Origin of the sequence: Paucibacter sp. Y2R2-4, assembly GCF_025717535.1 — a bacterium.
Taxonomy (GTDB): domain Bacteria; phylum Pseudomonadota; class Gammaproteobacteria; order Burkholderiales; family Burkholderiaceae_C; genus Paucibacter_A.
Genome location: NZ_JAJIRO010000001.1, coordinates 1212778 through 1237166, shown reverse-complemented (window position 1 = coordinate 1237166; position 24389 = coordinate 1212778). Strand labels below are relative to the sequence as shown.

Here is a 24389-nt window from a genome sequence, read left to right as displayed (position 1 = left end):
GAAAGCCTCGCTGTTTTTGAGGTTTGGATAGGGCGGACAGGCCCTTAGCATCAAGAGGCCTAGCTTTGTGTCGAGCCTCCTATGCCCATTCTTTCTCCGCGTCACTCCTTGCAGACTTCGTTGCAAACAACTTTGCGCCGGCCACCATCTTGGGCATGGTTGAGTCTGCCCCTAGGTTTGGTCTGCAGCTTGGTCTTGAGCGCATGTGGCGGAGGTGGTGGTGGCTCCGGCGGCACGGATGCCGGTTCTGGAACTACCGGCACGGCTATTGTCTTCACCAACTCGCCCACGCTCAGCGGTGTGGCTGCGGTGGCCGCGCCACTGACAGGTGCGCAGATCAAAGTTATTGACGGTACGGGCACGTCCGTGGGCAGCGCGACCACGCTGGCCAGCGATGGGTCTTACTCGCTGACTTTAAGCAGCAAGAGTTTGACCGCGCCTTTGTTTGTGCAGGTTCGAGGGGTGGATGCTGCCGGCGCACCACAGGTTTTGCACTCCGCTGTGCCGGTCATGAGCGCCGCCAGTGCAGCCATGGTGGCCAATGTCACGCCGCTGAGCGATGCTATCGTGGCACTTTCCATGGGTGGCGACCCGAAGCCAGTGTTTTCCGCCGCTGATCAAAACAAAGCGGTGATCGCCCAGGTGGCCACTGCTGCGAGTGCGGCCGGTGAGTTCGTCAAAACCTTGGTCAAGACTCAGCTGACCGACTTGAAGATCACCGACCCCAAGACCTTGGACCTTTTGGGTGATCCTGCTTTTGTCGCCAACAAGGGAGCGCAAGATCTTTTGCTGGAATCCTTGCGCGTTGATCTGGCCAAAAGCAGCAAAGGCGTGGCTCAGCTGCAGCTCTCCAACAAATTGATGGTGGGCACCGCGGCCGAGGTGGTGGTGGAGCTTCCCCAGGCTCAGACCGAACTGCTTAAAACAGCAGATGGATTGCCCGCCAATGCCATCAGTTCGGTTTTGAAAGTTGCGACCAGCCCGACCGCCACCTTGGCCAATATGGGTTCCTTGGATGAGCTCAGTGCGGCTTTGAACCAGCTGATGCTGCAGACTCTGAGCGCCACAACGATTGCGGCGCATCCCTTGCTGGCGACTTATGGACAGCACAATGGGCGGCAAAAAGCAGATCTCGCCGCCTTGTTGGCCAGTTATGCCTCGCGCGGTCTGCAGGTCGGCCGGGTGCAGGCGACCGGTTGCGCGGACGACAGTGTGACCGCCGGCCTATGCCTGAAGGTGCTGTTCTCTGCGCTCGTAACCGACAACAAAGGCTCGGCGGTGGCGGTACTCAGCGACGCGATCAGTTACAACAAGAGTTCCACTACGGGCAGCAAATGGAATCTGGTTGGCAATGGCAAAAAGTTGGATCTGGCGGTCTATCCGATGGCCTTCTTGGCGCTGGAGGGCAGCGGTGCACTGAGCATCAGCCAGGTGCCCAACCCCAGCCTAGGCTTGCAATTTGAAATCCAGGCGCAAAAGCCTGCAGTCGGCGATGCGTTGCCGACCAAATTGATGGACAGCGCGACCGTGCAGACGCCGGGAGGCTTCGGCCTGGGCTTTGCCTACTGCCGGCGAGCCTTGCTTTGCTTGTCCAAAACGCCCGGCGCAACTTTGCAAGATCCCACCGGCGACATCACCGACACCGCGGTGCAAAAAGCCAATGTTGCCTGGATTGGCCCAGCCGATGGCCAACGCGGCGGGAAATACACCGTGGCCTACAGCATCGCTGGCGCGTCGGAGACACGACCGGTTTATCTGCGCGCGGATGTGCTGTCCGATGTAGCTCAGTCGCGCTTTCCAGTGCTGGACGGTGTCAGCGCCGACAAGCCGATCCGCTTTGAATCATTGAAGACGGACCTGACCCTGAACTGGAGTGCTTGGGCCGCGGCCAACCCCGATCTGCGCTTGATCAATGTGCGTACCGTAGTCAATGGCGGCGTGGTGCCCTGGATTGTCGATACTGCGCCAGCCGTGGCCAGCAAGACCAGCATGGTATTAACGGCACTGGCGCTGCCAGGCAACTTCACGCCGATACGCAGCGAGATCTGGTTGTATGCCCAAGACGCAGGCGGCCGGCGCTTCTATACCCGCTACACCATGGTTCTCTGAGGCGTATTCCGGTGGCACAAGGCGCAAGGCAACCCAAGCCAGGTGAGCGCACCGGGTAGTTTTTACCCATGAAAAGCTGCTAATCTACGCCCGCCTAACGTTCAATCAAGGGTGAGCAGTAGTGAAAGACCTCTTCAAACGAAGCAAGTGGGTGTGTGGCTTGACGGCTGCAGCAGTCACCTTGGGGGCGGCGCCTGTGCGTGCTGCTGAGCAAAGCATGGAATTGCGCTCGCGCGGTGCTTATGAGTCCACCCGCTTGCCCAAGGGCACCACCGAAGTCGAATTGGAACAGCAGCTGTCCGGCACCTGCCGATTCAATCGCAGCTGGGGTTATGACCTGAGCAATCTGGAGCTGTGGGTCAACAGCGGTTGCGCGGCTAAGTTCAAGGTCAGCACCAGCGGCGACTCCAATGAGTCGTCCAGTGGCTCGAACACTGGCGCCGCAGTGGCGGCGGTGGCGGCCATTGCCGGTCTGGCTTTGATCGCCAGCCACGCGAACAAAGACCGCGACCAGTCGGACAACAACTACTACCCCGACTACAACGACAACAACTACCCGCAGCGCCCCTACCCGAACCGCCCGAATGGCAACGGCAATGGCTGGGGCAGTCAGGTCCGCGGCATGAACAATCTCTGCCTGGACATCGAAGGCGGTGTGCGCCAAGGCAATGGCTTGATCGTCTACCGCTGCGCGGGAGGTGACAACCAACGTTTCACCTTTACTCGCAATGGGGAGATGCGGGTTGGCAATATGTGCCTCGATATCGATGGTGGCAGCCAAAACGATGGTGCCAGGGTCTTGGCCTGGCAGTGCAGCGGCGGCCCCAACCAGCGCTGGATGCGCAGCGGCAACCAGATTCGCAGCCAGATGAACGGCAAGTGCTTGGACATTCGTGATGGCAATGCGCGCCCCGGTCAGCAGGTCCTGATGTGGCGCTGCAGCGGCGGACCCAATCAACGTTGGTGGTGGTAAGGCGAGGGCATCAGAGATGAATACTTCTTTCAAACCGATGCGCGCCTTGTTGGCTGCAGCTGTGGCTTTGGCTCTGGGCACGGGTGCTTCTTGCGCTCTGGCTGAGGGCAGCGCCAAGGTGGCGCATCCCCAGGGTGCAACGAGCAAGGACAAAGCGAACGAGAAGGCTATCGCCAAGGTTCTGGGCGCATCGTCGCCCAGCGCCGCCAAACAGGCATTTGCGGCCGCAGACCTGGACAATGACGGCGTGGTTAGCCTGGACGAGTTCCACAAAGACATCGTCAAGTCTTGGCATGCCCTGGATCTGGACCATAACGGCGAAATCACTCGGTCTGAGCTGGAATCCATTCCGGACCGAGGTGCGGTGCGCGCCATGTTGCGCATGCTGCAGCGCAGCGACAGCAATGGCGACATGAAGCTCAGCTTCAAAGAGCTGGTGGAAGCCCGCATGGCATTTTTTGACGAAGCCGATGCGGATCATGATGACCGCTTGACGCTGAGCGAAGCGCTGGCTTTTGAAGCCAAGCATCACCCCAAGGCAAGTGCAGCGGCTTCCGCGAAGGCGAGCAAAGCTGAACCTGCGGCTGCCGCGGGCAAGTAAGTCAGCTCTGAGTGTTCCAGCCGCAGCTCGGATTTCCGGCTGCGGCTTTTTCTTGTTGGGTGGGATTCGCAAGCAGTTGGCGGCGCCCTCAAGGCGCCGCTTTGCATTTGTTTAGATCTCGAACCCGGTGATTTCATGCCCAAAGCTTTCAAGATTCGTGACGCCGTCGAGGCCGATCTTCCTGGCCTTTTGCATCTGTTCGAGACCAGCGGCTTGGATGCGCCGGGCCAAGGGGATGTGGACAGCCTTCGCAAGGCTTGGCGCCAACTGAGTCAATGGCCGGGGGCCCGAGTGCGCGTGGCCGAGAGCGGCGAGCGCATCATCGGCACGCTGACCCTGTTCATCCTGCCCATGCTTTCGCATCAGGCCACGCCCTGCGCCGTGGTGGAAAGTGTGGGTGTGGATGCCGCCTTGCAAGGCCAAGGCGCCGGCCGCGCCATGATGGAAGACGCCATGCGTCTGGCCGCTCAAGCGGGTTGCTACAAGCTGGCGCTGTCGTCCAATTTGCGACGCAGCGATGCTCACGCCTTCTACCAACACCTGGGCTTTGATCAACACGGACTGAGCTTCAAGGTGGCGCTGCCCGAAGTGGCCCAGTGAGTTGTTTGATGGATTAGCTCAGCTAATCCATGCGCATCGAATTCTCGTTTGTCAGCCGCGGTGATGCGGCGTGAAATGCAGGCCTTGCCCCGCTATTCACTGACCTCGAGAAACGAAGCGCCGCGATGAGAACAGCCAAGCCCCAGCTCGTCTACCCCTACATCCCCAACTCGGTGCCGGCCGTCAAGGCCGCCATGTTGGCCGCTACCGGCGCCGCCTCGGTCGAAGAGTTTTATGCCGATGTGCCGGCCGACTTGCGCCTGGATCGGCCGATGAATTTGCCTGAGCCCATCCATTCGGAGGCGCGTCTCAAGCGCCATGTGCAGGGCATCTTGGCGCGCAACCAGCATTGCGGCGAGGTGCTGAGCTTTCTTGGCGGTGGCTGCTATCAGCACCATGTGCCTTCCATCTGCGATGAGATCAATGGCCGCAGCGAGTTCCTGACGGCTTATGCCGGCGAGCCCTATGACGACCACGGCCGCTTCCAGGCCCTGTGGGAGTACTGCTCGATGATGGGCGAGTTGCTCAATCTCGACGTGGTCAGTGTGCCCACCTTTGACGGCATGCAGGCTGCGGCTACCGCCTGCTGCATGGCGGCACGGTACACCGGCCGCCCTCGGGTCCTGTTGGCGGGTAATACCAGTGCCGACAAGCGCTCGCACATCCAGACCTATGGCCGCAGCGCGATCGAATTCATCGAGGTCGGCTTCGACCCGGTGAGCGGCCTGCTGGACCGCGCCGATCTGCGCGCCAAGCTGAATGATCAAGTCGCGGCCCTGTATCTGGATGTGCCCAATTACTTCGGCGGCATAGAAGAGGGCGGGGCTATTGCGGCCCTGGTCAAGTCGGTTGGCGCGATGCTGGTGGTGGGCGTGGACCCGCTGTCCCTCGGCGTGCTGACTCCGCCGGCCGACTATGGCGCCGACATCGTCTGCGGCGACATTCAGCCGCTGGGCATGCATATGAGCTATGGCGGCGGCCACGGCGGCTTCATCGCCAGCCGAGACGAAGAGGCCTTGGTGCTGCAATACCCCTCACGCCTTTTTGGTTTGGCGCCGACTTCGGTGCCGGGCCAATACGGCTTTGGCGATGTGGCCTACCACCGCACCTCCTTTGACAAGCGCGAGCAGGGCAATGAGTTTGTCGGCACCGCCGCCGCGTTGTGGGGCATCACGGCCGGGGTCTTTCTGGCCTGCCAAGGGCCGCAAGGCATGCAGGAGTTGGGCGAGGGCATCATGAAGCGGGTGGCTTATGCACGCCAGCAACTGGCGACCGTGCCGGGCCTGCGCTTGATGCATGCGAATACGGTGCACTTCAAGGAGTTCGTGCTGGACTTTTCGCCCAGTGGCAAGACCGTCAACGAGATCAATGCGGCGCTGCGCAAGCGCGGCATTTTCGGCGGCCATGATCTGTCGGGCGCTTTCCCTGTGCTGGGTCAGGCGGCGCTCTACGCCTTCACCGAAGTGCACGCCCAAGCGGACATCGATGCCTTGGTGGCCGCTCTGCGCGAGGTCTTGTCCCAATGAACGCCCACAGCCCTAACTCTTCAGAGCCCCGCACGATGGAAAACATCTCCGCCCACCGCTTCACAGAAGGTCAGCCCAATCTGCGCCGCTACCAACAAGCGCGCTGGGATGAGCCGGTGATCTTTGAGCTCAGCCAGCCCGGCGAGCGCGCCATACTGACGCCCGAGTTGGAGCCAGCTATTGAGGCCGCCGCCCATGACGTCTTGTTCACCCTTCCGCCCGGCATGCGCCGTGCCAAGCCGCCGGCTCTGCCTGAGTTGAGCCAGAACCGGGTGTTGCGCCACTATCTGCGCCTCTCGCAAGAGACCCTGGGCGCCGACTTCAATGTGGACGTCGGTCAAGGTACGTGCACCATGAAGTACAACCCCAAGGTCAACGAACATCTGGCCCGCGATGCCCGCATGAGCGAGTTGCACCCGCTGCAAGACGAGAGCACGGTGCAGGGCATCTTGCGGGTGATGCATGAGATGGAGGGCGTGCTCAAAGAGGTCTCGGGCATGGACGCGGTGAGCCTGCAGCCGCGCTCAGGCTCGCAAGCGATCTACGCCAATATCGCCATGATCCGCGCCTGGTTCGAGTCGCGCGGCGAGGCCGGTGAGCGCGACGAGATCATCACCACCATCTTCAGCCACCCCTCGGACGCAGCCTGCGCCAAGGTGTTGGGCTACAAGGTCATCACCCTGTATCCCGATGCCCAGGGCTCCCCCGATCTGGCCGCCATGCAGGCGGCGGTTGGCCCGCGGACTGCTGCGCTCATCATCACCAACCCCGAAGACACCGGCATCTTCAATGCCAAGATCCGCGAATTCGTGGCGGCTGCGCATTCGGTGGGCGCGCTGGCCTGCTATGACCAGGCCAATGCCAATGGGCTCCTGGGCATCACTCGGGCGCGTGAGGCTGGCTTTGATCTGTGCCACTTCAATTTGCACAAGACCTTCTCCACCCCGCATGCCTGCGGCGGCCCGGCGGTGGGGGCTTGCGCGGTGACGCAAGCGCTGGCGCCGTTCTTGCCTCGCCCGCGCGTGGTCAAAGAGGCCGACGGCCGCTACCGCATCGACCAAGGCGATGCGCAGTCCATCGGCAAGGTGGCGGCTTTTATGGGCACGGCCGGCATCGTGCTGCGCGCTTATGCCTGGGTGATGAGTCTGGGTGCGGCGGGCTTGCGCGAGGTGGCGGAAGTTGCGGTGCTGAACAACAACTACATGATGAGCCAGCTGCTGAAGATCCGCGGCCTGTCGGCTCCCTATGCGCCGGGCAAGCGCCGCATCGAGCAGGTGCGCTACAGCTGGGCCGAGCTTTGCGCCGAGACTGGTGTGCATTCCGGTGATATCGGACTGCGTGCTGCCGACTACGGCGTGCACTACTGGACCAGCCATCACCCTTATGTGGTGCCGGAGCCGGCCACCATCGAGCCCACCGAGTCCTACTCGCGCGCCGATCTGGACGAGTTCGCGCAGATCATGAGCCGGGTGGCCGATGAGGCTCGCAGCGACCCGGAGCTGCTGCGCAGCGCGCCGCACAACTGCCCGACACGCCGGGTGGATGAGTCTTATCTGGAAGACCCCAAGCGCTGGGCCATCACCTGGCGCGCGTGGAAGCGCAAGTTGGTTGAGCACGGGGCGGACTGAGATGCCTGCGCAGCGCGTCGGCTTGATCATCAACCCCATGGCGGGCGCGGGTGGCGTCTTGGCCCGGCATGGCAGCGATGGACTGGCCTTGGCCTCCACTTGGTCGGCAGAGCGGGCCTTGGTGGCGCTGGGCTGCTTGCGGGAAAGCCAGGCGCTGCAATGGGTTTGCGGGCCGGGGGCCATGGGTGAGGAGGTCTTGCGTTCGAAAGGGCTGCAGCCCCAGGTGCTGAGGCTGGCGACTGCGGGCCCCAGCCGAGCACAAGACACACAAGACTTGGCGGGGCAGATGGCCGCCTTGGGACTGGACCTGCTGCTCTTTGCCGGCGGCGACGGCACGGCGCGCGATGTGCTGGCGGGTTTGGGGGATTCATCCTGTCTGCCGGCGCTGGGCATTCCGGCCGGAGTGAAGATGCAGTCCGCCTGTTTCGGCGTCAGTCCGGCGGCTGCAGGGCGTTTGGCCGCCTCTTTCTTGGCCTCGGCTGCGCGGCCGCTAGAGCTGCGCGAAGTGATGGATCTGGACGAAGAAGCGCTGCGCGGGGGCCAGGTCTTGCCTCGCTTGTTTGGCTATCTGGCCTCGCCGGTGGACCCGCGCTGGCTGCAAGGGCGCAAGACCCGCAGCCAGCCTGGTGATGCGCAAGCCGCCGCAGCTTTGGCCCAAAGCCTGTGTTCGGCGCTGGCTTTTGGCGTGCACCTGATCGGGCCGGGTTCAACCACCTGGGCCTTGAAGCAGGCGCGGCAGTTGGATGGCAGTCTGATTGGTCTGGATGTGGTGGTGGACGGTCAGCTCTGGTTGCGTGATGCCAGCGAGGCGCAGTTGCTGGAGTTGCTGCAGGCCATGCCGGGAAGGGCCCGCTTGTGGTTGACGGCCATTGGCGGCCAAGGCCATGTGATCGGTCGCGGCAATGCGCCGCTGAGCGCACGCGTCTTGCGGGCCTTAGGGCCGCAGGCCTTGACGGTCTTGATGACGCCCGCCAAGCTGCAAAGCCTGACGGCCAGTTTCGGCGGCATCTTGCGGGTGGACAGCGCTTGTGCCGAGGTGGATGCCTTGTTTAGCGGCCCGGTGCAGGTCTTGACCGGCCCGCGCGACCGGGCGGTGATGCGATTGGTGGCAGAGTAGCCGCTGGCTGCGGCCATGGACAAAAACAAATGGAGATGAGGATGACGCAATCGAATGTGAGCAAGCCCGCAGGTGAGTTGCGCGGCAAGGTGGCGCTGATCACCGGCGCGGGCTCGGGCATCGGCCGCGCCACGGCTTTGCTGTTCGCCCAAGAGGGGGCGCAGGTGGTGGTCTGTGATTTGAATGCCGAGAGTGCGGCAGCCACAGTGCGCGAGATCGAGGCTGGCGGTGGCGTGGCCCTTGCGCTGCAAGCGAATGTGGCGGTGGCCGCCGATTGCCAGCGTAGTGTGGCTCAGACTTTGGCGCGCTTTGGCCGTTTGGACGTCTTGTTCAATAACGCCGGCATCACGCGGCGTGCCAATGTGGTGGACACCAGCGAGGCCGATTGGGACGCGGTGATGGCGGTCAACGTCAAGTCGATTTTCCTGATGAGCAAGTACACCGTGCCTGTGATGGCCGAGCAGGGCGGCGGCAGCATCATCAACTCGGGTTCTGGCTGGGGCCTGGTGGGCGGCAAAGACGCCGTGTCTTACTGCGCCTCCAAGGGTGCGGTGGTGAATATGACGCGCGCCATGGCGGTGGACCATGGGCCGCAGCGCATCCGGGTCAACAGCGTTTGTCCGGGCGATACCGACACCGCCATGCTGCGCAATGAAGCGCATCAACTTGGTTTGGCTGAGTTGGCCTTGGTGGAAGCCGGCAATGCGCGCCCGTTGATGCGCGTGGGTCAGGCTCTGGAGATTGCGCAGGTGGTGCTTTTCTTGGCCAGCGATCGCTCGTCTTTCGTCACCGGCTCGGCCTATGTGGTGGACGGTGGTGGGTTGGCGGGTTCGGCGTGAGAACGCTCGTTTCACCTGTTATGGATGGCGCCTTGCACGGGGCGCGGTTTCTTTGCTCGATGCGCAAGCGCTCTGCCGCCATGAGGGGCTTGGGTGTTCTGCGCGGCGAAGTAAAGAAGGAGACCGGTGCGCAGCGCCGGTCGGGTGACATGAGCGGCGCAGAGCACCCAAGGCTCTCACGAGCCCGAGTTGCTCTCGGCGATTCCAGTAATTCGGTCCGCCGGACCCTGGATCACGGGGGCACGGTCTCGCTCCTGTCCCCCGCCGCTCGCAGCGCTCGCGGCTCCTCCTTTACCTCGCTCAACCGTACCCCCGTGACCCAGGGCGATTGCTCGTTCTTGGTCGCGTTGCAAGAGGTGCTCGGGTTTAGGAGCCATGCCTCCAGTCACAGCGGGTTTCTCCCCCTGTTCTGAAGTGCATGCCGAAAATATATTTGCTTTGTTCGTAAATCATAACGTTTCAATTTACACATCATGCTCAACTGGGGAATCATCGGCGCCGGGAACATCTCGGGCGCTTTCGCAGCAGGTCTGAAGCAGACCGACAGTGGCGCTTTGGTGGCGGTGGCCAGCCGTGATGCGGCCAAGGCGCAGGCTTTTGCCGAGCAACACGGCACGCCCGCTTGCCCGCCCAAAGCCCATGCCTCCTATCAAGCCTTGCTGGCCGATCCGGCGGTGCAGGCGGTCTACATCGGCCTGCCGCATACCGAGCATTTGCATTGGACGGTGCAGGCCCTGCGCGCCGGCAAGCATGTGCTGTGCGAGAAGCCGCTGGGCTTGAACCATGCCGAAGCCATGATCGCCTATGACGAGGCCGAGCGTGCCGGCCGCGTGTTGATGGAAGCCTTCATGTACCGCTGTCTGCCGCAAACGGCCAAGCTGCTGGAGTTGCTGCGTGCTGGCACGATTGGCGATGTTCGCCATATCCAGGCGTCCTTTTGCTACAGCTCCACGCCGCGTGCCGGTTCGCGCACCTGGGAGGCTTCATTGGCTGGCGGCGGCATCTTGGACGTGGGCTGCTACCCCGTGTCGATGGCGCGGCTGATCGCCGGTGTGGCGCGAAACTTGCCCTTTGCTGAGCCGACCGAATTGCAAGCCATGGGCCAGCTGTACCAAAGCGCCAGCGGCCCGGTGGATGAATGGGCGACAGCGACCTTGCGCTTCCCCGGCAATATCGTGGCGCAGCTCAGCACCGCCGTGCGCTTTGAGCAAGAAGAGTCGCTGCGCATTGGCGGTAGCAAGGGCGCCTTGGTCGTGCCCAAGCCCTGGTACGGCGCGGGCGCCGAAGCGGGCGAGAGCCGCATCGAGCTGTATGTGGATGAAGCTCTGACCCAGACGTGGACGATCAGCACCGACCGCGGGCTCTATGCCTACGAGGCCGATGTCTTTGCCCAAGCCGTGCAGGCCGGTGCGGTGCCGCACCCCGCCATGAGTCCGGCCGATTCGCTAGGCAATCTGGCGGTGATGGACCGCTGGCGCCAGGCGATTGGCCTGAGCTACCCCAAAGAGGCCGAGGCCGCCATGCAAGGGCGCCTGAGCTTGGCCGGCTTGCCGATTGCGCGCCGCGCCGATGCGCTGATGACTTATGGCCATGTGCCAGGCCTGGAGGGCAAACAGGTGTCGCGCCTGATCATGGGTGTGGACAACCAAGAAACGCTGCCCCATGCCGCAGCCTTGTTTGACGACTACATCGAGCGCGGTGGCAACACCTTTGACACCGCTTGGGTCTATGACTTTGAGGGCGGCCACAGCGAGGCCATCCTGGGCCAATGGCTGAAGGCGCGCGGCATCCGTGACGAAATTGTGCTGATCGCCAAGGGCGCACACACCCCCAACTGCACACCCGAGGGCATGCGCCGCGAACTGGCCGAAAGCCTGGAGCGCCTGCAAACCGACCATGCCGATCTCTACATCCTGCACCGCGACAACCCCGAGGTGCCCGTGGCCGAGTTTGTCGAAGCGCTGAACGAGCAACGCCGCCTCGGCCGCTTCCAGGCCTTTGGTGGCTCTAACTGGTCGCTTGAGCGGGTGATGGAAGCAAACGCCTACGCGGCCTCCAAGGGTTTGCAAGGCTTCTCTTTGCTGAACAACCAGCTCAGCCTGGCGCGCATGCAGGCACCCATCTGGCGCGGCTGTGTGTCGGCGGGAGACCCGGCTTCGCGCCAGCTGCTGGCCGAGCAGGGCCTGGCCTTGTTTGCCTGGTCTTCGCAAGCACGTGGCTTCTTCACCGACCGGGCCGGCCCGGATCTGCGCGAGGACGAAGAGCTGGTGCGCTGCTGGTACAGCGCTGCGAACTTTGAGCGCCGTGCTCGCGCCCAGAAGTTGGCGGCCGAGAAGGGCGTGCAGGCCATCAATATTGCTCTGGCCTGGGTGCTGGGCCAGCAATTCCCGGCCTTCAGCCTGATTGGGCCGCGCTCGATTGCCGAGACCGCCAGCTCCATGCGCGGCTTGACGGTGCAATTGACGCCCGAGGAAATGGCCTGGCTGGACCTGGCCGAGCAAGGATCGCCGGCATGAAGATGAACGATCTCCATCTCAAGCCCGAGGGCAAGGCCATGCAGGCAGCCGCAACGCCGGTGGCCATCATCGGCGCCGGCGACATCTTCCCGGCCTATGTGGCGGGTCTGGCGCAGTTTGGCAATCTGCGCCTGGTCGGCGTGGCCGATGCGCGACCCGAGGCGGCCGCAGCGCAGTCTCAAGCCCAGGCTGTGCCCGCCTTCAGCGTGGATGAGTTGTTAGCGGGTGAGGCTCAAATCATCATCAACCTGACCCCGCCGCAAGCGCACCGCGCGGTGGGCGAGGCGGTGCTGAAGGCCGGCAAGCATCTCTATACCGAGAAGCCGCTGGCCGGCAGCTTCGCTGATGGCGCGGCCTTGATGGAACTGGCCAGCGCGCAAGGCCTGCGCATCGGCTGCGCGCCCGACACCTTCTTGGGCGGCGCTGGCCAGCTGGCGCGCACCCTGGTGGATGGCGGGCAGCTGGGCCGCATCGTGGCCGGCCAGGCCACCATGATGGAGCGCGGCCCGGATGACTGGCATCCCAACCCCGCCTTCTTCTACCGCCCCGGTGCCGGCCCTTTGATGGATATGGGCGTGTACTACCTGACCCAGCTGGTGCAGCTGCTGGGGCCCATCACCCGGGTCAATGGCATGGCGCACACCAGCTGGCCGATCCGGCAGATTCCACGCGGCCCGCGCCAGGGCGAGAGCATCCAGGTCGAGACGCCGACCCATCTGGTGGCAGGCTTGGAGTTTGAGCAGGGCGCCTTCATCACGCTCAGCACCAGCTTTGATGTCTGGAAGCACAAGAGCAGCCATATTGAGTTGTATGGCGAGCGCGGCAGCCTGGTGCTGCCCGATCCGAATCAGTTTGGCGGGGCGCTTGAGAGCTGCGAGGCCGATGGCGATTGGCAGTCGCAGACGCCGCAAGTCTTCACCGGTCGGCATCGCGGCCTGGGTGTGGCCGATATGGCCGAGGCCTTGCGCAGTGGCCGCCAGCACCGTGCCAATGGCGAGATGGCCTTGCATGTCTTGGAGGCCATGGATGCGGTGCTGCGCGCTGCAGAGAAAAAGGCGCCGGTTTCGCTGCGCACCCGTTGCGCAAGACCTGACCCCGTCAACCCCGGCTTTGCCGAAAGCCTGCAATTCCAGGCCAAGCCTGCGGCCCAGGAGCAAAGCGCATGAGCGGTAGCAAGAAAATCAATGCGCCGCGCATCGCGCTGCAGCTCTACACCGTACGCAGCGCCGGTGACTTGGCCGCTCGCCTGCAAGTGGCCAGCCAAGCCGGCTTTGCCTGGGTGGAGAGCGAGGCGCTGCACGGCCTGAGCGCTGACGCCTTCCTCGCCACGCTGCGCGCCTCCGGCCTGGGCCTGGCTTCCATGCATGTGGAGATGAGCGATCTGGCCGAGCGCATGGAGGAAGTGCTCGCCGCCTTGAAGGGCAGCGGTTGCAGCCAACTGGTGATGCCCTGGCTGGACGAGGCCGAGCGGCCGACGACCCGTGCAGGCTGGCTGGCGCTGGCGGCGACTCTGCAAAGCCATGCGCTGAGCCTGCAGTCGCAAGGCATCACGCTGGCCTATCACAACCATGCCTTCGAGTTTGAGCGGCTGGCTGAAGACGGCCGTACGGTGCTTGAAACGGTGTTGGAGGCTGCACCAGCCCTGCGTTGGCAGCCCGATGTGGCCTGGGTGGCGCGTGCTGGCGAGTCGCCACTGCCTTGGCTGCAGCGCTATGCAGATCGACTGCAGTCGGTGCATGTGAAAGACCTGGCCAAACCCGACGCTGAGCTGGCTCAAGTTGAGCAAGGCTGGGCCACGCTGGGCGAAGGGCGCTTGGATTGGCCGGCCTGGCTGCCCTGGCTGCGTCAGGTGCTCAGCACCTTCATCGTTGAGCATGACCAGCCCAGCCAGCCGGCCCGCACGGCGGCGGCAGGGCAGGCCTATCTGCAAACCTTGTTGTTGAACTGAAACCAGCGAACAGGAGCCCCCACCTCACCATGGCTGATCTATCGCTGCGCGGCTTGCGCAAGAGTTACGGACCGGTCGATGTGCTCAAAGGCATCGATCTGGACATTGCCGACCGGGAATTCGTCTGCTTTCTCGGCCCCTCGGGCTGCGGCAAGTCCACGCTTTTGCGTTGCATCGCCGGCCTGGAGGCGGTGCAGGGCGGTGAGCTCTTGATCGGCGGCGAGCGCATGAACGATGTGGCCCCGGCCGAGCGTGACCTGGCCATGGTGTTCCAGAACTACGCGCTCTATCCGCATATGACGGTGCGCAAGAACCTGTCCTTTGGCCTCTCGCTTCGGCGATTTTCCAAGGGCGAGATCGAGACCCGCATTGCCGAGGCGGCGCGCATGTTGCAACTGGAAGCCTTGCTGGAGCGCAAGCCCAAGCAGCTCTCCGGCGGACAGCGGCAGCGGGTCGCGATTGGCCGCGCCATCGTGCGCAACCCGCGGGTGTTTTTGTTCGACGAGCCGCTCTCCAATTTGGACGCCGCCCTGCGCGAGAACACCCGCGCTGAGCTGGCCCGGCTGCACCAGCAGCTGCAAGCCACGATGATTTACGTCACCCACGACCAGGTGGAGGCCATGACCCTGGCCGACAAGGTGGTGGTCTTGAACCAAGGCCGCATCGCCCAGGTGGGCCGGCCGCTGGAGCTGTACCACCGGCCTGCCGATCTGTTTGTGGCCGGCTTCATCGGCACGCCGCGCATGAACTTTTTGGCGGCGGCGTCCTCGGGCGTGCACGACGGTCTTTTGCAGCTGAGCGTGCCCGGCGCCCTGGCCGAGGCCCGGCTTTCAACCCTTGCTTTGGCCGAGCTAGCGCCGCAAGGCGCGGCGCTGACCCTGGGCATACGCCCCGAGCACATCCGCCTTTTGGCGCCGGACGATGCGGCGGCGCAACTCAGCGCTGAGGTGCAGTCAGTGGAGCGACTCGGCGCCCAAAGCATGGTGCATCTGAAGCTGCCCTCGGGCGAAATGTTGACGGTCTGCGTTGACGGCTCGCAGCTGGTGCAGCGTGGTGAGCAACTGGGCTTGGGGCTGGAGCTGGAACATCTGCATGTGTTTGCAGCCGATGGCCGCGCCTTGACGCGGCGCTTGAGCGCAGCGGTGGAAAAGGCCTTGGCGCAATGAAGCCAATCCTAGGCTCCCAACGCGCCAAGCTGGGCATTCTGGCTGTGCTGGGCCTGCTCGGTGCGGGCGCCTGGTGGGCGAGTGCGGGCGCCAACCCTGAGCAGACCGCGCCGGCGCCACGCGTCTTGCGCTTCGCCACCTGGGACGGCAGCGAAAGCCTCTTGATCCAGCAGCGCATTGCCGCCGCTTTCGAGGCCCGCCATCCCGGCGTCAAAGTGCAGGTGGAGGCCTATGGCGGCGGCTACAACCAAAAGCTCTCGGCCGCTTTTGGCGCGGGCAATCCGCCCGATGTCATGTATATGTGGAACTTCCCGCAGTACCAGCGGGTGCTGGAGCCACTGGACGCCTACCTGGCCCGCGATGCGCGCATCGACAAGGGCGACTTCGTGCCCGGCTTGTGGCGCTTCTCCACCGTCTGGGATGCGGACCAAAAGCAGTCGCGCATCTACGGCGTGCCGGCCGGCTTCACCGCCCAAGTCATCTACTACAACAAAGACATGCTGGACCGCGCCGGCCTGGCCTATCCGCAAGAAGGCTGGACTTGGGGCGAGCTGCGCCAGATGGCCCAGCGCCTGCGCAATCCGGCCGCCAAGGCCTACGGTTTTGGCCTGGATGTGAACCCGGATCCCTATGACTTCCAAAGCTATCTCTGGAGCGCTGGCGGCCGCATGTTGGGGGCTGATGGCGTCAGTGTGCAAGGCCATCTGAACAGCCCCGAGAGCAAGGCCATGTTCGCCTATTTGCAGGAGCTTTTGCGCAGCGACACGGTGGCCACGCTGGGCGTGGGCGATGGGCGCAATCAGCGCCAGATGTTTGTCTCCGACAAGGTGGCCATGCTGCTGGACGGCAGCGCCTTCCGCCTGGAGCTGGCGCAAGACCGCAAGCGCTTTGGCGTGGTGGGTCTGCCCAGCTTTCAGGGCCGACCGGCGCAAAGCGTGCTCAGCGTCTCGGCCCTGGCCATGGCCAAGAGCAGCCAGCAAAAAGATCTCGCCTGGGACTTCATTCAGTTCTTCAGCAGCGCCGAGGCGGTGCGTCTGCGCGGCAACGACCTGCCGGTCTTGCTCAGCGTAGCGGCCGAGCAGGGCTTGGCACAGGACCCCTTGGTGCGGCCTTTTTATGCCATGGCCGAGAGCATGAAGGAGAGCCCGGCCCATCTGCTGAACCCGCGCTGGATGCGAGCTCAGGATGTCGTTCGCGACGCCATCCAAGAGGTCTTTCTCAGCAAGCAGGGCGACAGCGCGGCCATTCTGGACCGTGCTGCCCTCAAGGCCGAGCGGCGTCTGCGCTGAAGACCGCTGAACACCGCTGACCATGCACAAGTCTCAACATATGGATGCCCAAAGCGAAATGCTGATGCCTATGAATGCGGCCAAGCAGCAGCAACAGCAACAGCCGGCGCAAACCCAGCAAGGGCGCTCGCGCTCTTGGGGGCAGGTCTTGCCCTATCTCTTCATCGCCCCTTGGGTGCTGGGTTTCTTGGCCTTCACCGTCGGGCCGCTGCTGTACTCGCTCTACATCAGCTTCTTTGATTGGCCCTTGATGGGCGGCGAGCGCTTTGTGGGCCTGCAGAACTACCAGCGCATCCTGACGCAGGACGAGGACTTCTGGGAGGCCTTGGGCGTGACCGCGCGTTTCGCGCTGTTCTACGTACCTACGCATCTGGCAGGCGCCCTGGGCCTGGCCCTGCTGCTGAACCGGCGCTGCCGGGGTGAGGGCTTCTTCCGCACCGTGTTCTATCTGCCCTCCATGCTTTCAGGCGTTGCCCTGGTCAGCATCTGGTCCTGGATCTACAGCCGCGAGTACGGGCTTTTGAACTATCTGCTCTCGCTCGTGGGCCTGCCGGCCATCGACTGGCTGGGCAGCCCAGACTGGGCCATGAGCGCGGTGGTGATCGCCAGTCTGTGGAGTTTGGGCGGCACGATGTTGGTCTTTCTGGCCGGGCTCAAGGGCATTTCGGTGGAGCTGTACGAGGCGGCCGAGATGAGTGGGGTCTCCAAGCTCAAGCAGTTCACCCACATCACGCTGCCACTGCTGTCGCCGGTGCTTTTGTTCAATTTGGTCACCACCTTGATCGCGGCCTTCCAGCAGCTGACCATGGCCTTGTTGCTGACCGGCGGCGGGCCGATGAAGTCCACCTACATGCTCGCCATGTACATCTACGACACCGCCTTCAAGTACTTCGACATGGGCTATGCCTCGGCCATGTCTTGGCTGATGTTTGCGCTGATCTTGCTGCTCTCGGCCTCGGTGATGCGCTTCTCCAGCCTCTGGGTCTTTTATGAGAACGAGGTCAAGGCCGATGAGACCAAACCCGGCAAGAAGGGAATACGCCCATGAACAGCAGCCTGCAGACCCGCAGCCGCCGTTTGGCTTTTTACAGCCTGATGCTGGTGCTGTGCTTTGCCTTTGCCGCGCCGCTGTACTGGACGCTGCTCACCGCGCTCAAGGCCAAGAGCGAGCTTTACGCCTGGCCGCCGGTCTGGTGGCCGGCCGAGCCGCGCTGGAGCAATTTTGTCGAAGCCTGGCAGGCCCAGCCTTTCGCGCTGTTCTTGCGCAATTCGGTTTGGGTGGCGTTGCTTTCCACCGTGGGCCAGATCTTCTCGTCCAGCTTGGTGGCTTACGGCTTTGCGCGCTTTGATTTCAAGGGCCGCAATGCGCTCTTCATGGTGGTGCTGGGCTCGATGATGATTCCTTGGGACGTGACCATGATTCCGTTGTACATGGAATTCAACGCCCTGGGTTGGATCAACACGCTCAAGCCGCTGATCGTGCCTAACTTCTTTGCCGCGCCCTTCTTCATCTTCTTGTTGCGCCAGTTCATCATGAGCATTCCGCGCGAGCTGGACGAGGCGGCGCGCATGGACGGCGCCAATGCCTGGCAGATCTACTGGCGCATCCACTTGCCGCTGATGGCGCCGGCCCTGGTGCTGGTGGGCACCTTCCAGTTCCTGGGCAGCTGGAACGACTATCTAGGCCCGCTGATCTTTTTGAACGACCAAAGCCAATACACCTTGCCCCTGGGCCTGGCCCAGTTCAAAGGCCTGCATTCAAACAATGTGACCGCGATTGCCGCGATGACGGTGCTCTTGTGCCTGGCTCCGCTGATCCTGTTCTTCCTGGCCCAGCGCCACATCATGGACGGCGCCACCAGCGCCGCCGTCAAAGGTTGATTTGCATGAACGACGAGTTTGAATGGATGGATCCGCAGCGCGTGCCCTTTTCGCGGCGCGAGAGCTGGCTGTGCGTGTCTTACTTGGCCGAGGAGCAATCCCTCTGGCTGCGCAATCTGCGCGGTGGCGATGAACACACTGATCTGGGGCGCTTGTTCCGGCTGACGCCTATCGACGCTGCCGGCCAGCCGCTGCAAGGCACTTGGCGCTTGAGTCCTGAAGCGCTGAGCTTTCACTGCGCGGCCGGCCAGCTATCCTTGGCTTTTGCTGACGCCGACACCTTGGCACTGTCGGCCCAAGGCATCGGTCTTTCTTTGGCCCTGCAATCGAAACGTTATGACTACGCCCAGCGCCTGCCTGATGCCCTGCACATCAGCTGCGCCAGCCAAGACCTTTCGGCCCGCCTGACGCTGGCCGAAGGCGCTTCGCAGCTGGACGCGCCCTGGCAAGGCCAGCGTGCTGAACGCATTGCCTGTGCCTTGCTGCCCGGCGATCAGGGCCGGCTCCGCGCGGCGCTGCATCTGTACCGCGTTGCCCCACAGCGCCTGGATTGCCCTGCATTTGAAGAAGCCAAGCAAAGCGCTGCCGCCGACTTCGCCGACTGGCTGGCCCTTTGCCCGCCGGTCTTGCCCGAGCTGCAGGCCGCGCGCCGCCTGGCGGCCTACATCACCTGGTCATGCCTGGTGCCAGCCGAGGGGCAGCTGGCCTATCCCGCCATGTATATGTCCAAGAACTGGATGACCAATATCTGGAGCTGGGACCATTGCTTCAATGCCCTGGCTCTGGGCGCGGCTCAGCCCGAGCGGGCCTGGCAGCAATTGGCTGTGCTGTTTGCGCATCAACATGCCAGCGGCCGGCTCCCCGATTTTGTGAACGACCGTTTTGCCTATTGGCGCTTCACCAAGCCGCCGGTGCATGGCTGGACCGTGGCCCAACTGCGTCGCATGGCGCCGAGCTTCTGGACGCCCGAGCGTTGCGCCCAGGCCTATGACTGGCTGGCTGCCCAGGTCGAGAGCTGGATGGCCAGCGCGGGTCAGCATGGCTTGCCCGCATACGACCATGGCAATGACGCCGGCTGGGACAACGCCACCAGTTTTTTGCCCGGCACTCCGCTGCAAAGCCCGGATCTCAGCTGCTTCTTGATTCTGCAAATGGAAGAGCTGGCGGCTCTGGCCACCTTGCTTCAAAAGCCCGAGGCCGCCCAGCAATGGTTGCAGCGCGCCGATGCCTTGTGTGATCGTCTGATGAGCCAGCTCTGGGATGGCGAACGCTTCATTGCCATCTGCGATGGCGGGGCCACACCCGAACCCGGTGCCGACAGCCTGATCGCCTTCCTTCCGCTGATCCTGGGCCCTCGCCTGAGTGAGGCGCAGCGCCACACCTTGCTGCAAGGCCTGATGGCGCCGGGCCGCTTCTTGAGCGCGCATGGCCTGGCCACCGAATCGCAGCACAGCCCCTTCTACCGCGCCGATGGTTACTGGCGCGGCCCCATCTGGGCGCCGACCATGCTGCTCTTTGTCGATGCACTGGACCGCTGCGGCCGCAGCGACCTGGGCGACGAGCTGGCGCGCCGCTTCACCGCCATGGCCGCCCGCAGCGGCATGGCCGAGAACTATGACGCGCAGACCGGCGCCGGCCTGCGCGACCCCGCCTTTACTTGGACCTCCAGCGTCTTTCTTTTGCTGGGGCAGCGTTTGCTCAAACAGCAAGAGATGACCGCAGCTCAGGAGCTTGCTGATGTCGAATGATTTGGACGCCACGGCCCTGCCGGTGGCCAATCCCAACGTCACCCTGAAGACTTTGGTGCGCCACACCGGCTTGTCGCTGGGCACGGTGTCGCGGGCCTTGAAAGACGCGCCCGAGGTCAAGCCCGAGACCCGTGAGCGCGTCAAGCGTGCCGCCGCCGAGCTGGGCTATAGCGTCAATCTGGCCGGGGTGAAGCTGCGCACCGGCAAGACCTATACCTTGTGCATCGTCTTGCCGGTGGAAGACGCGCAGCAAGACTTCAGCGACAGCGGCTATATGGCCCTGGTCTCGGGCCTCTATGCCGCACTGGCGGGCAGTTATTACAGCTTGGTGGTGCACCCGCAGCTGCCGGGTGTGGACCCGCTGGAGGGCCTGCGTACCCTGGTCGAGTCGCGCCGCGTGGATGGCCTGATCTTGACCCAAACCCGCCCGCAGGACGAGCGCATCCAGTACTTGCTGGCGCAAGATTTTCCTTTCGTCAGCTATGGCCGCAGCGAGCTGGCGCAAGCCCACCCCAGCTATGACACCGACCATGAAGACATGGCCTATCAGGCGACGCGCCGCTTGATTGAGCGTGGCCACAAACGCATTGCCATGCTCAACCCCAGCCCTGAGCTGATGTATGCCCAGCACCGCGAGCAGGGCTATCGGCGCGCGCTGGCCGAGGCGGGCTTGGACTTTGAGGCCGCGTTGCTGCGCAGCTCCGGCCTGTCAGCAGGCGACGGTCGCCGCATCGTGCTGGACCTGGCCCAGCATGCAAAGCGTCCCACGGCTTTCGTCTGCGCCAATGAATTCACCGCCTTGGGTGCCTTGTCGGCCTTTGCCGAGCTGGGCTGGCAGGCCGGCCGCGAGGCGGTGGTGGTGGCCACCGATGACAGCAATATCAGCGCCTTCTTTGTGCCGCCCATCAGCACCTACTTTGCCTCGCTGCACCGGGCCGGGCGCCAGCTCGGCAGCCTCTTGCTGCGGCGCCTGGACGGTGAAGCGCCGGAGCGTTTGCAGCTCTTGGAGCGCGCCGAGTTGATTGAGCGCCAAAGCGATCAAGCCCCTGAGAAGGCCCACAAACCATGATGACGACGACGATGAGAACCCTGCAAGGCCCCGGCCTCTTTCTGGCGCAGTTCGCGGGCGACAGCGCGCCCTTCAACAGCCTGGACAGCATCGCCCGCTGGGCGGCGGGCTTGGGCTTCAAGGCCCTGCAAATCCCCAGCTGGGATGCGCGTTTGTTCGACCTGGCTTTGGCCGCTGAGAGTCAAAGTTACTGCGACGACCTGCGCGGCCGCTTGGCCGAGCTGGGCTTGCAGATCAGCGAGCTGTCCACCCATTTGCAAGGCCAGTTGCTGGCGGTGCACCCGGCCTATGACCGGCCGTTTGACGGCTTTGCCGCCGCGGCAGTGCGCGGCTCGCCGGCCGCACGCCAAGCCTGGGCGGCCGAGCAGCTGAAGCTGGCGGCCAAGGCCTCGGCTCGGCTGGGCCTGAAGTCGCACGCTACCTTTTCTGGCGCTTTGGCCTGGCCCTATCTCTACCCCTGGCCGCCGCGCCCGGCCGGCTTGGTGGACGAGGCCTTTGCCGAGCTGGCAAGGCGCTGGACGCCCATCCTCAATGCGTTCGATGAGGCGGGCGTTGATGTCTGCTACGAGCTGCACCCGGGCGAAGACTTGTTCGATGGGGTGACCTTCGAGCGCTTCTTGGACGCAGTGCAGCAGCATCCGCGCGCCTGCATCCTCTACGACCCCAGCCATTTCCTCTTGCAGCAGCTCGACTACTTGGCCTTCATCGATCTGTATCACTCCCGCATTCGCGCCTTCCACGTCAAGGACGCGGAGTTCCGCCCCAATGGCCGGCAAGGCGTGTACGGCGGCTATGCCGACTGGGCCGACCGGGCGGGGCGCTTCCGCTCGCTGGGCGATGGGCAGATCGACTTCTGTGCCATCTTCTCCAAGCTGACCCGTTACGGCTACCCCGGTTGGGCGGTGCTGGAATGGGAGTGCTGCCTCAAGCACCCGGAAGACGGTGCGCGTGAGGGCGCAGCCTTCATCCAGCGGCACTTGATCCGCGTGGCTGACAAGGCTTTTGATGACTTCGCCGGCAATGGCAGCTCGCGCGAAGAGCTGCATGCCTTGCTGGGCTTGGGCTCTGCAATGGTCGGAGCGGACGGGGAGGCGCGGCCATGAGTGCCAGCTTTCAACGCCCCTTGCGTCTGGGCATGGTGGGTGGCGGCCAAGAGGCTTTCATTGGCGCGGTGCACCGTATCGCGGCGCGTTTGGACGGTGAGTTCGAGCTGGTGGCTGGCGCCTTCTCCAGCACGGCCGAGCGCAGCGCAGCCAGCGGTGCCGCTCTGGGCCTGGCCAGCGAGCGCTGCTACGCCGACTGGCGCGAGATGGCCAGGCGAGAGGCGGGCCGGCCCGATGGCATCGAGGCGGTGACCATCGTCACACCCAACCATTTGCACGCGCCGGTGGCCCAGGCTTTTTTGCAGGCCGGCATCGATGTGATCTGCGACAAGCCGCTGGCCATCTCGGTGCGCGAGGGGCGCGAGCTGGCGGCCTTGGCTGAGGCGCGCCAGCGGTTCTTGGCGGTGACCTACAACTACAGCGCCTACCCGGCGGTGCGCCATGCACGTGAGTTGGTGCGCGCCGGCGTCCTGGGCGAGCTGCGCCTGGTGCAGATGGAATATGCCCAAGACTGGTTGGCCGAGCCGCTGGAGCAGCAGGGCCAAAAGCAGGCCAGCTGGCGCTGCGACCCGGCCCTGGCCGGGCCCGCCGGGGCGCTCGGCGATATTGGCACGCATGCCTATCAGCTGGCCTGTTTTGTCAGCGGCTTGCGTGCCGCATCCGTGTGTGCCGAGCTGAGCAGCTTTGTGCCGGGCCGGCGCCTCGACGACAACGCCCAGTTGCTGCTGCGTTTTGCCGGCGGTGCTCGCGGCGCGCTCTGGGCCAGCCAGGTGGCCAGCGGCTGCGAGAACGCCTTGCGCCTGCGCCTCTACGGCAGCAAAGGCGGTTTGGAGTTTGACCAAGAGCAGCCCAATCAGCTGCGCCTGAGCCGCCAGGGCGGCAGCAGCGAGATCCTGACACGCGGCCGGCTGGACAGCGCCGCCGCGCGCGCCGCCACCCGCTTGCCTCCCGGCCATCCGGAAGGCTATCTGGAGGCCTTTGCCCAGCTTTACCGCGAGGCCGCTGAGCACATCCGGGCGCGCCAGCAAGGGCGTGCGCCAGCGGCGGAGAGCTTGGGCCTGCCGCAGGTGGCCGATGGCCTGGAGGGATTGCTCTTGGTGGACGCAGCCTTGCGCAGTCATCGCGCCGGTGGCATCTGGACGCGCGTTGAAACGACTTGAGGAGATCAAGGAATGATTGAGATTGGTGTCAAACCTCATCGCGGCTTGGCGCAGGCCGGCCCCAGCCTACTGGGTGATGTGGGCGGCAGCAATGTGCGCCTGGCTTGGCAGGGCGGGGCAGGGGCGCGCATCGAGCGGGTGCGGGTCATGCCTTGCGCGGACTTTCCAAGCCTGACCGCTTGCATACAGGATTACCTGAGCGGCCTGGGTCGTGACGGACTGGCGCCGCCCAGCCAAGCGGCTTTGGGCGTGGCCACGCCGGTCTTGCAAGACCAGATTTGCCTAACCAATCGTGACTGGAGCTTCTCGGCTAAAGCGCTGCGCAGCGAGCTGGACCTGCAAAGACTGGTGGTGATGAATGACTTCACCGCCTTGGCGCTGGCGATTCCGGCGCTGCCGCAAGCGGACTTTTGGCATTGCGGTGGGCCGAGTGCTGTGGCCGCCGTTGCCGACTTTGGGACCCTGGCCTTGCTGGGCCCTGGTACCGGCCTGGGCGTCTCGGGTTTGGTGTCCACCGGCGACCGGCAATGGACGGCGCTGCAAACGGAGGGTGGGCATGTCAGCCTGGCGGCTCACAGCGAGCGCGAGCACCGCCTGGTGCAGCAGCTGGCGCGGCGCTTTGGTCATGTGTCGGCCGAGCGGGTGTTGTCGGGGCCGGGCCTGGTGCATCTGGTCGAGGCCTTGTGCGAGCTGGACGGCTGCACATTGCCCGCGGGCACCACGCCCGCCGCGGTGATCGAACAGGCACAGGCGCAAAGCCAAGCGCAGTGCGTCGAGGCCTTGGATCTGTTTGGCGCCTTCTTGGGCGATGTGGCCGGCGACCTGGTGCTGTCGCTGGGCGCGCGTGCCGGGGTTTACATCGGCGGCGGCATCGTGCCGCGACTCGGGCGTGAATGGATTCGGGCTTCGCGCTTTCGCGAGCGCTTTGAAGCCAAGGGTCGCATGGCGGGTTATCTGGCCGCCGTGCCCAGTTATGTGATTGCCAGCCAGGAGCCGCCGGCCCTGCTGGGTGCGAGTCGAGCGCTATGACGCCGCCTCACTGGAAGCAAGCGCAGGGCCGCCCCAAGTGCTTCCTGCCGCCCCCTCGGGGGGGCTGACGCCTTTTGGCGTCAGCGT

At 64.1% G+C, this 24389-nt stretch carries 20 protein-coding genes; all 20 read left to right on the top strand.

What is annotated here, in order from left to right; translation table 11 throughout:
- Positions 1-159 precede the first annotated feature (159 nt).
- The 20 genes from LNV06_RS05370 to glk all read left to right on the top strand — a co-directional run bounded on the left by LNV06_RS05370 (position 160) and on the right by glk (position 24302).
- Positions 160-2109, top strand: coding sequence for a hypothetical protein (locus LNV06_RS05370; protein ID WP_263537181.1), 1950 nt, complete (start codon positions 160-162; stop codon positions 2107-2109).
- Positions 2110-2326: 217 nt separating this feature from the next.
- Positions 2327-3082, top strand: a complete 756-nt coding sequence (locus LNV06_RS05365; protein WP_263537180.1) for a lectin — start codon at positions 2327-2329, stop codon at positions 3080-3082.
- Positions 3083-3098: 16 nt separating this feature from the next.
- On the top strand, positions 3099-3683 hold the full coding sequence (locus LNV06_RS05360) for an EF-hand domain-containing protein (RefSeq protein ID WP_263537179.1): 585 nt from the start codon (positions 3099-3101) through the stop codon (positions 3681-3683).
- A gap of 135 nt (positions 3684-3818) precedes the next feature.
- Positions 3819-4283 (top strand): GNAT family N-acetyltransferase, encoded by a 465-nt coding sequence (locus LNV06_RS05355; RefSeq protein ID WP_263537178.1) that lies wholly within the window; start codon positions 3819-3821, stop codon positions 4281-4283.
- A gap of 125 nt (positions 4284-4408) precedes the next feature.
- On the top strand, positions 4409-5809 hold the full coding sequence (gene gcvPA / locus LNV06_RS05350) for an aminomethyl-transferring glycine dehydrogenase subunit GcvPA (RefSeq protein ID WP_263537177.1): 1401 nt from the start codon (positions 4409-4411) through the stop codon (positions 5807-5809).
- A 35-nt stretch (positions 5810-5844) separates the two neighbouring features.
- Positions 5845-7437 carry an aminomethyl-transferring glycine dehydrogenase subunit GcvPB gene (gcvPB, locus tag LNV06_RS05345; protein ID WP_263537176.1) on the top strand — a complete coding sequence of 531 codons (1593 nt, stop codon included), beginning with the start codon at positions 5845-5847 and terminating at the stop codon, positions 7435-7437.
- 1 nt (position 7438) lies between these two features.
- Positions 7439-8554, top strand: coding sequence for an ATP-NAD kinase family protein (locus LNV06_RS05340; protein WP_263537175.1), 1116 nt, complete (start codon positions 7439-7441; stop codon positions 8552-8554).
- Positions 8555-8595: 41 nt separating this feature from the next.
- Positions 8596-9393 (top strand): SDR family NAD(P)-dependent oxidoreductase, encoded by a 798-nt coding sequence (locus LNV06_RS05335; RefSeq protein WP_263537174.1) that lies wholly within the window; start codon positions 8596-8598, stop codon positions 9391-9393.
- Between the two features lie 473 nt (positions 9394-9866).
- Entirely contained in the window at positions 9867-11909 is a 2043-nt protein-coding gene (locus LNV06_RS05330) for an aldo/keto reductase (RefSeq protein ID WP_263537173.1), read from the top strand.
- Entirely contained in the window at positions 11906-13075 is a 1170-nt protein-coding gene (locus LNV06_RS05325) for a Gfo/Idh/MocA family protein (protein WP_263537172.1), read from the top strand. Before LNV06_RS05330 ends, LNV06_RS05325 begins: the two co-directional genes overlap by 4 nt.
- Positions 13072-13857 (top strand): sugar phosphate isomerase/epimerase family protein, encoded by a 786-nt coding sequence (locus LNV06_RS05320; RefSeq protein ID WP_263537171.1) that lies wholly within the window; start codon positions 13072-13074, stop codon positions 13855-13857. Before LNV06_RS05325 ends, LNV06_RS05320 begins: the two co-directional genes overlap by 4 nt.
- Before the next feature lie 29 nt (positions 13858-13886).
- Positions 13887-15023, top strand: a complete 1137-nt coding sequence (locus LNV06_RS05315; RefSeq protein WP_263537170.1) for an ABC transporter ATP-binding protein — start codon at positions 13887-13889, stop codon at positions 15021-15023.
- Positions 15020-16312 (top strand): ABC transporter substrate-binding protein, encoded by a 1293-nt coding sequence (locus tag LNV06_RS05310; protein WP_263537169.1) that lies wholly within the window; start codon positions 15020-15022, stop codon positions 16310-16312. Before LNV06_RS05315 ends, LNV06_RS05310 begins: the two co-directional genes overlap by 4 nt.
- Before the next feature lie 22 nt (positions 16313-16334).
- Positions 16335-17360 (top strand): carbohydrate ABC transporter permease, encoded by a 1026-nt coding sequence (locus LNV06_RS05305; protein ID WP_263537168.1) that lies wholly within the window; start codon positions 16335-16337, stop codon positions 17358-17360.
- Positions 17357-18193, top strand: a complete 837-nt coding sequence (locus LNV06_RS05300; RefSeq protein ID WP_263537167.1) for a carbohydrate ABC transporter permease — start codon at positions 17357-17359, stop codon at positions 18191-18193. Before LNV06_RS05305 ends, LNV06_RS05300 begins: the two co-directional genes overlap by 4 nt.
- Before the next feature lie 5 nt (positions 18194-18198).
- The gene (locus LNV06_RS05295; RefSeq protein WP_263537166.1) at positions 18199-19941 is read left to right on the top strand and encodes an amylo-alpha-1,6-glucosidase; all 1743 of its coding nucleotides are present in this window, start codon (positions 18199-18201) and stop codon (positions 19939-19941) included.
- Entirely contained in the window at positions 19931-21010 is a 1080-nt protein-coding gene (locus LNV06_RS05290; RefSeq protein ID WP_263537165.1) for a LacI family transcriptional regulator, read from the top strand. Before LNV06_RS05295 ends, LNV06_RS05290 begins: the two co-directional genes overlap by 11 nt.
- Before the next feature lie 11 nt (positions 21011-21021).
- Entirely contained in the window at positions 21022-22113 is a 1092-nt protein-coding gene (locus tag LNV06_RS05285) for a sugar phosphate isomerase/epimerase family protein (RefSeq protein ID WP_263537521.1), read from the top strand.
- Entirely contained in the window at positions 22110-23273 is a 1164-nt protein-coding gene (locus LNV06_RS05280) for a Gfo/Idh/MocA family protein (RefSeq protein ID WP_263537164.1), read from the top strand. Before LNV06_RS05285 ends, LNV06_RS05280 begins: the two co-directional genes overlap by 4 nt.
- Before the next feature lie 12 nt (positions 23274-23285).
- Entirely contained in the window at positions 23286-24302 is a 1017-nt protein-coding gene (glk, locus tag LNV06_RS05275) for a glucokinase (protein ID WP_263537163.1), read from the top strand.
- Positions 24303-24389 lie beyond the last annotated feature (87 nt).

Excerpts from the sequence above, each read along its gene's own strand:
- LNV06_RS05305 (WP_263537168.1), top strand. The coding sequence starts at position 16,335 with ATGCACAAGTCTCAACATATGGATGCCCAAAGCGAAATGCTGATGCCT.
- gcvPB (WP_263537176.1), top strand. The coding sequence starts at position 5,845 with ATGGAAAACATCTCCGCCCACCGCTTCACAGAAGGTCAGCCCAATCTG.
- LNV06_RS05335 (WP_263537174.1), top strand. The coding sequence starts at position 8,596 with ATGACGCAATCGAATGTGAGCAAGCCCGCAGGTGAGTTGCGCGGCAAG.
- LNV06_RS05340 (WP_263537175.1), top strand. The coding sequence starts at position 7,439 with ATGCCTGCGCAGCGCGTCGGCTTGATCATCAACCCCATGGCGGGCGCG.
- LNV06_RS05300 (WP_263537167.1), top strand. The coding sequence starts at position 17,357 with ATGAACAGCAGCCTGCAGACCCGCAGCCGCCGTTTGGCTTTTTACAGC.
- LNV06_RS05325 (WP_263537172.1), top strand. The coding sequence starts at position 11,906 with ATGAAGATGAACGATCTCCATCTCAAGCCCGAGGGCAAGGCCATGCAG.
- LNV06_RS05355 (WP_263537178.1), top strand. The coding sequence starts at position 3,819 with ATGCCCAAAGCTTTCAAGATTCGTGACGCCGTCGAGGCCGATCTTCCT.
- LNV06_RS05280 (WP_263537164.1), top strand. The coding sequence starts at position 22,110 with ATGAGTGCCAGCTTTCAACGCCCCTTGCGTCTGGGCATGGTGGGTGGC.
- LNV06_RS05295 (WP_263537166.1), top strand. The coding sequence starts at position 18,199 with ATGAACGACGAGTTTGAATGGATGGATCCGCAGCGCGTGCCCTTTTCG.
- gcvPA (WP_263537177.1), top strand. The coding sequence starts at position 4,409 with ATGAGAACAGCCAAGCCCCAGCTCGTCTACCCCTACATCCCCAACTCG.
- LNV06_RS05290 (WP_263537165.1), top strand. The coding sequence starts at position 19,931 with ATGTCGAATGATTTGGACGCCACGGCCCTGCCGGTGGCCAATCCCAAC.
- LNV06_RS05310 (WP_263537169.1), top strand. The coding sequence starts at position 15,020 with ATGAAGCCAATCCTAGGCTCCCAACGCGCCAAGCTGGGCATTCTGGCT.
- LNV06_RS05365 (WP_263537180.1), top strand. The coding sequence starts at position 2,327 with ATGGAATTGCGCTCGCGCGGTGCTTATGAGTCCACCCGCTTGCCCAAG.
- glk (WP_263537163.1), top strand. The coding sequence starts at position 23,286 with ATGATTGAGATTGGTGTCAAACCTCATCGCGGCTTGGCGCAGGCCGGC.
- LNV06_RS05315 (WP_263537170.1), top strand. The coding sequence starts at position 13,887 with ATGGCTGATCTATCGCTGCGCGGCTTGCGCAAGAGTTACGGACCGGTC.
- LNV06_RS05320 (WP_263537171.1), top strand. The coding sequence starts at position 13,072 with ATGAGCGGTAGCAAGAAAATCAATGCGCCGCGCATCGCGCTGCAGCTC.
- LNV06_RS05330 (WP_263537173.1), top strand. The coding sequence starts at position 9,867 with ATGCTCAACTGGGGAATCATCGGCGCCGGGAACATCTCGGGCGCTTTC.
- LNV06_RS05360 (WP_263537179.1), top strand. The coding sequence starts at position 3,099 with ATGAATACTTCTTTCAAACCGATGCGCGCCTTGTTGGCTGCAGCTGTG.
- LNV06_RS05285 (WP_263537521.1), top strand. The coding sequence starts at position 21,022 with ATGAGAACCCTGCAAGGCCCCGGCCTCTTTCTGGCGCAGTTCGCGGGC.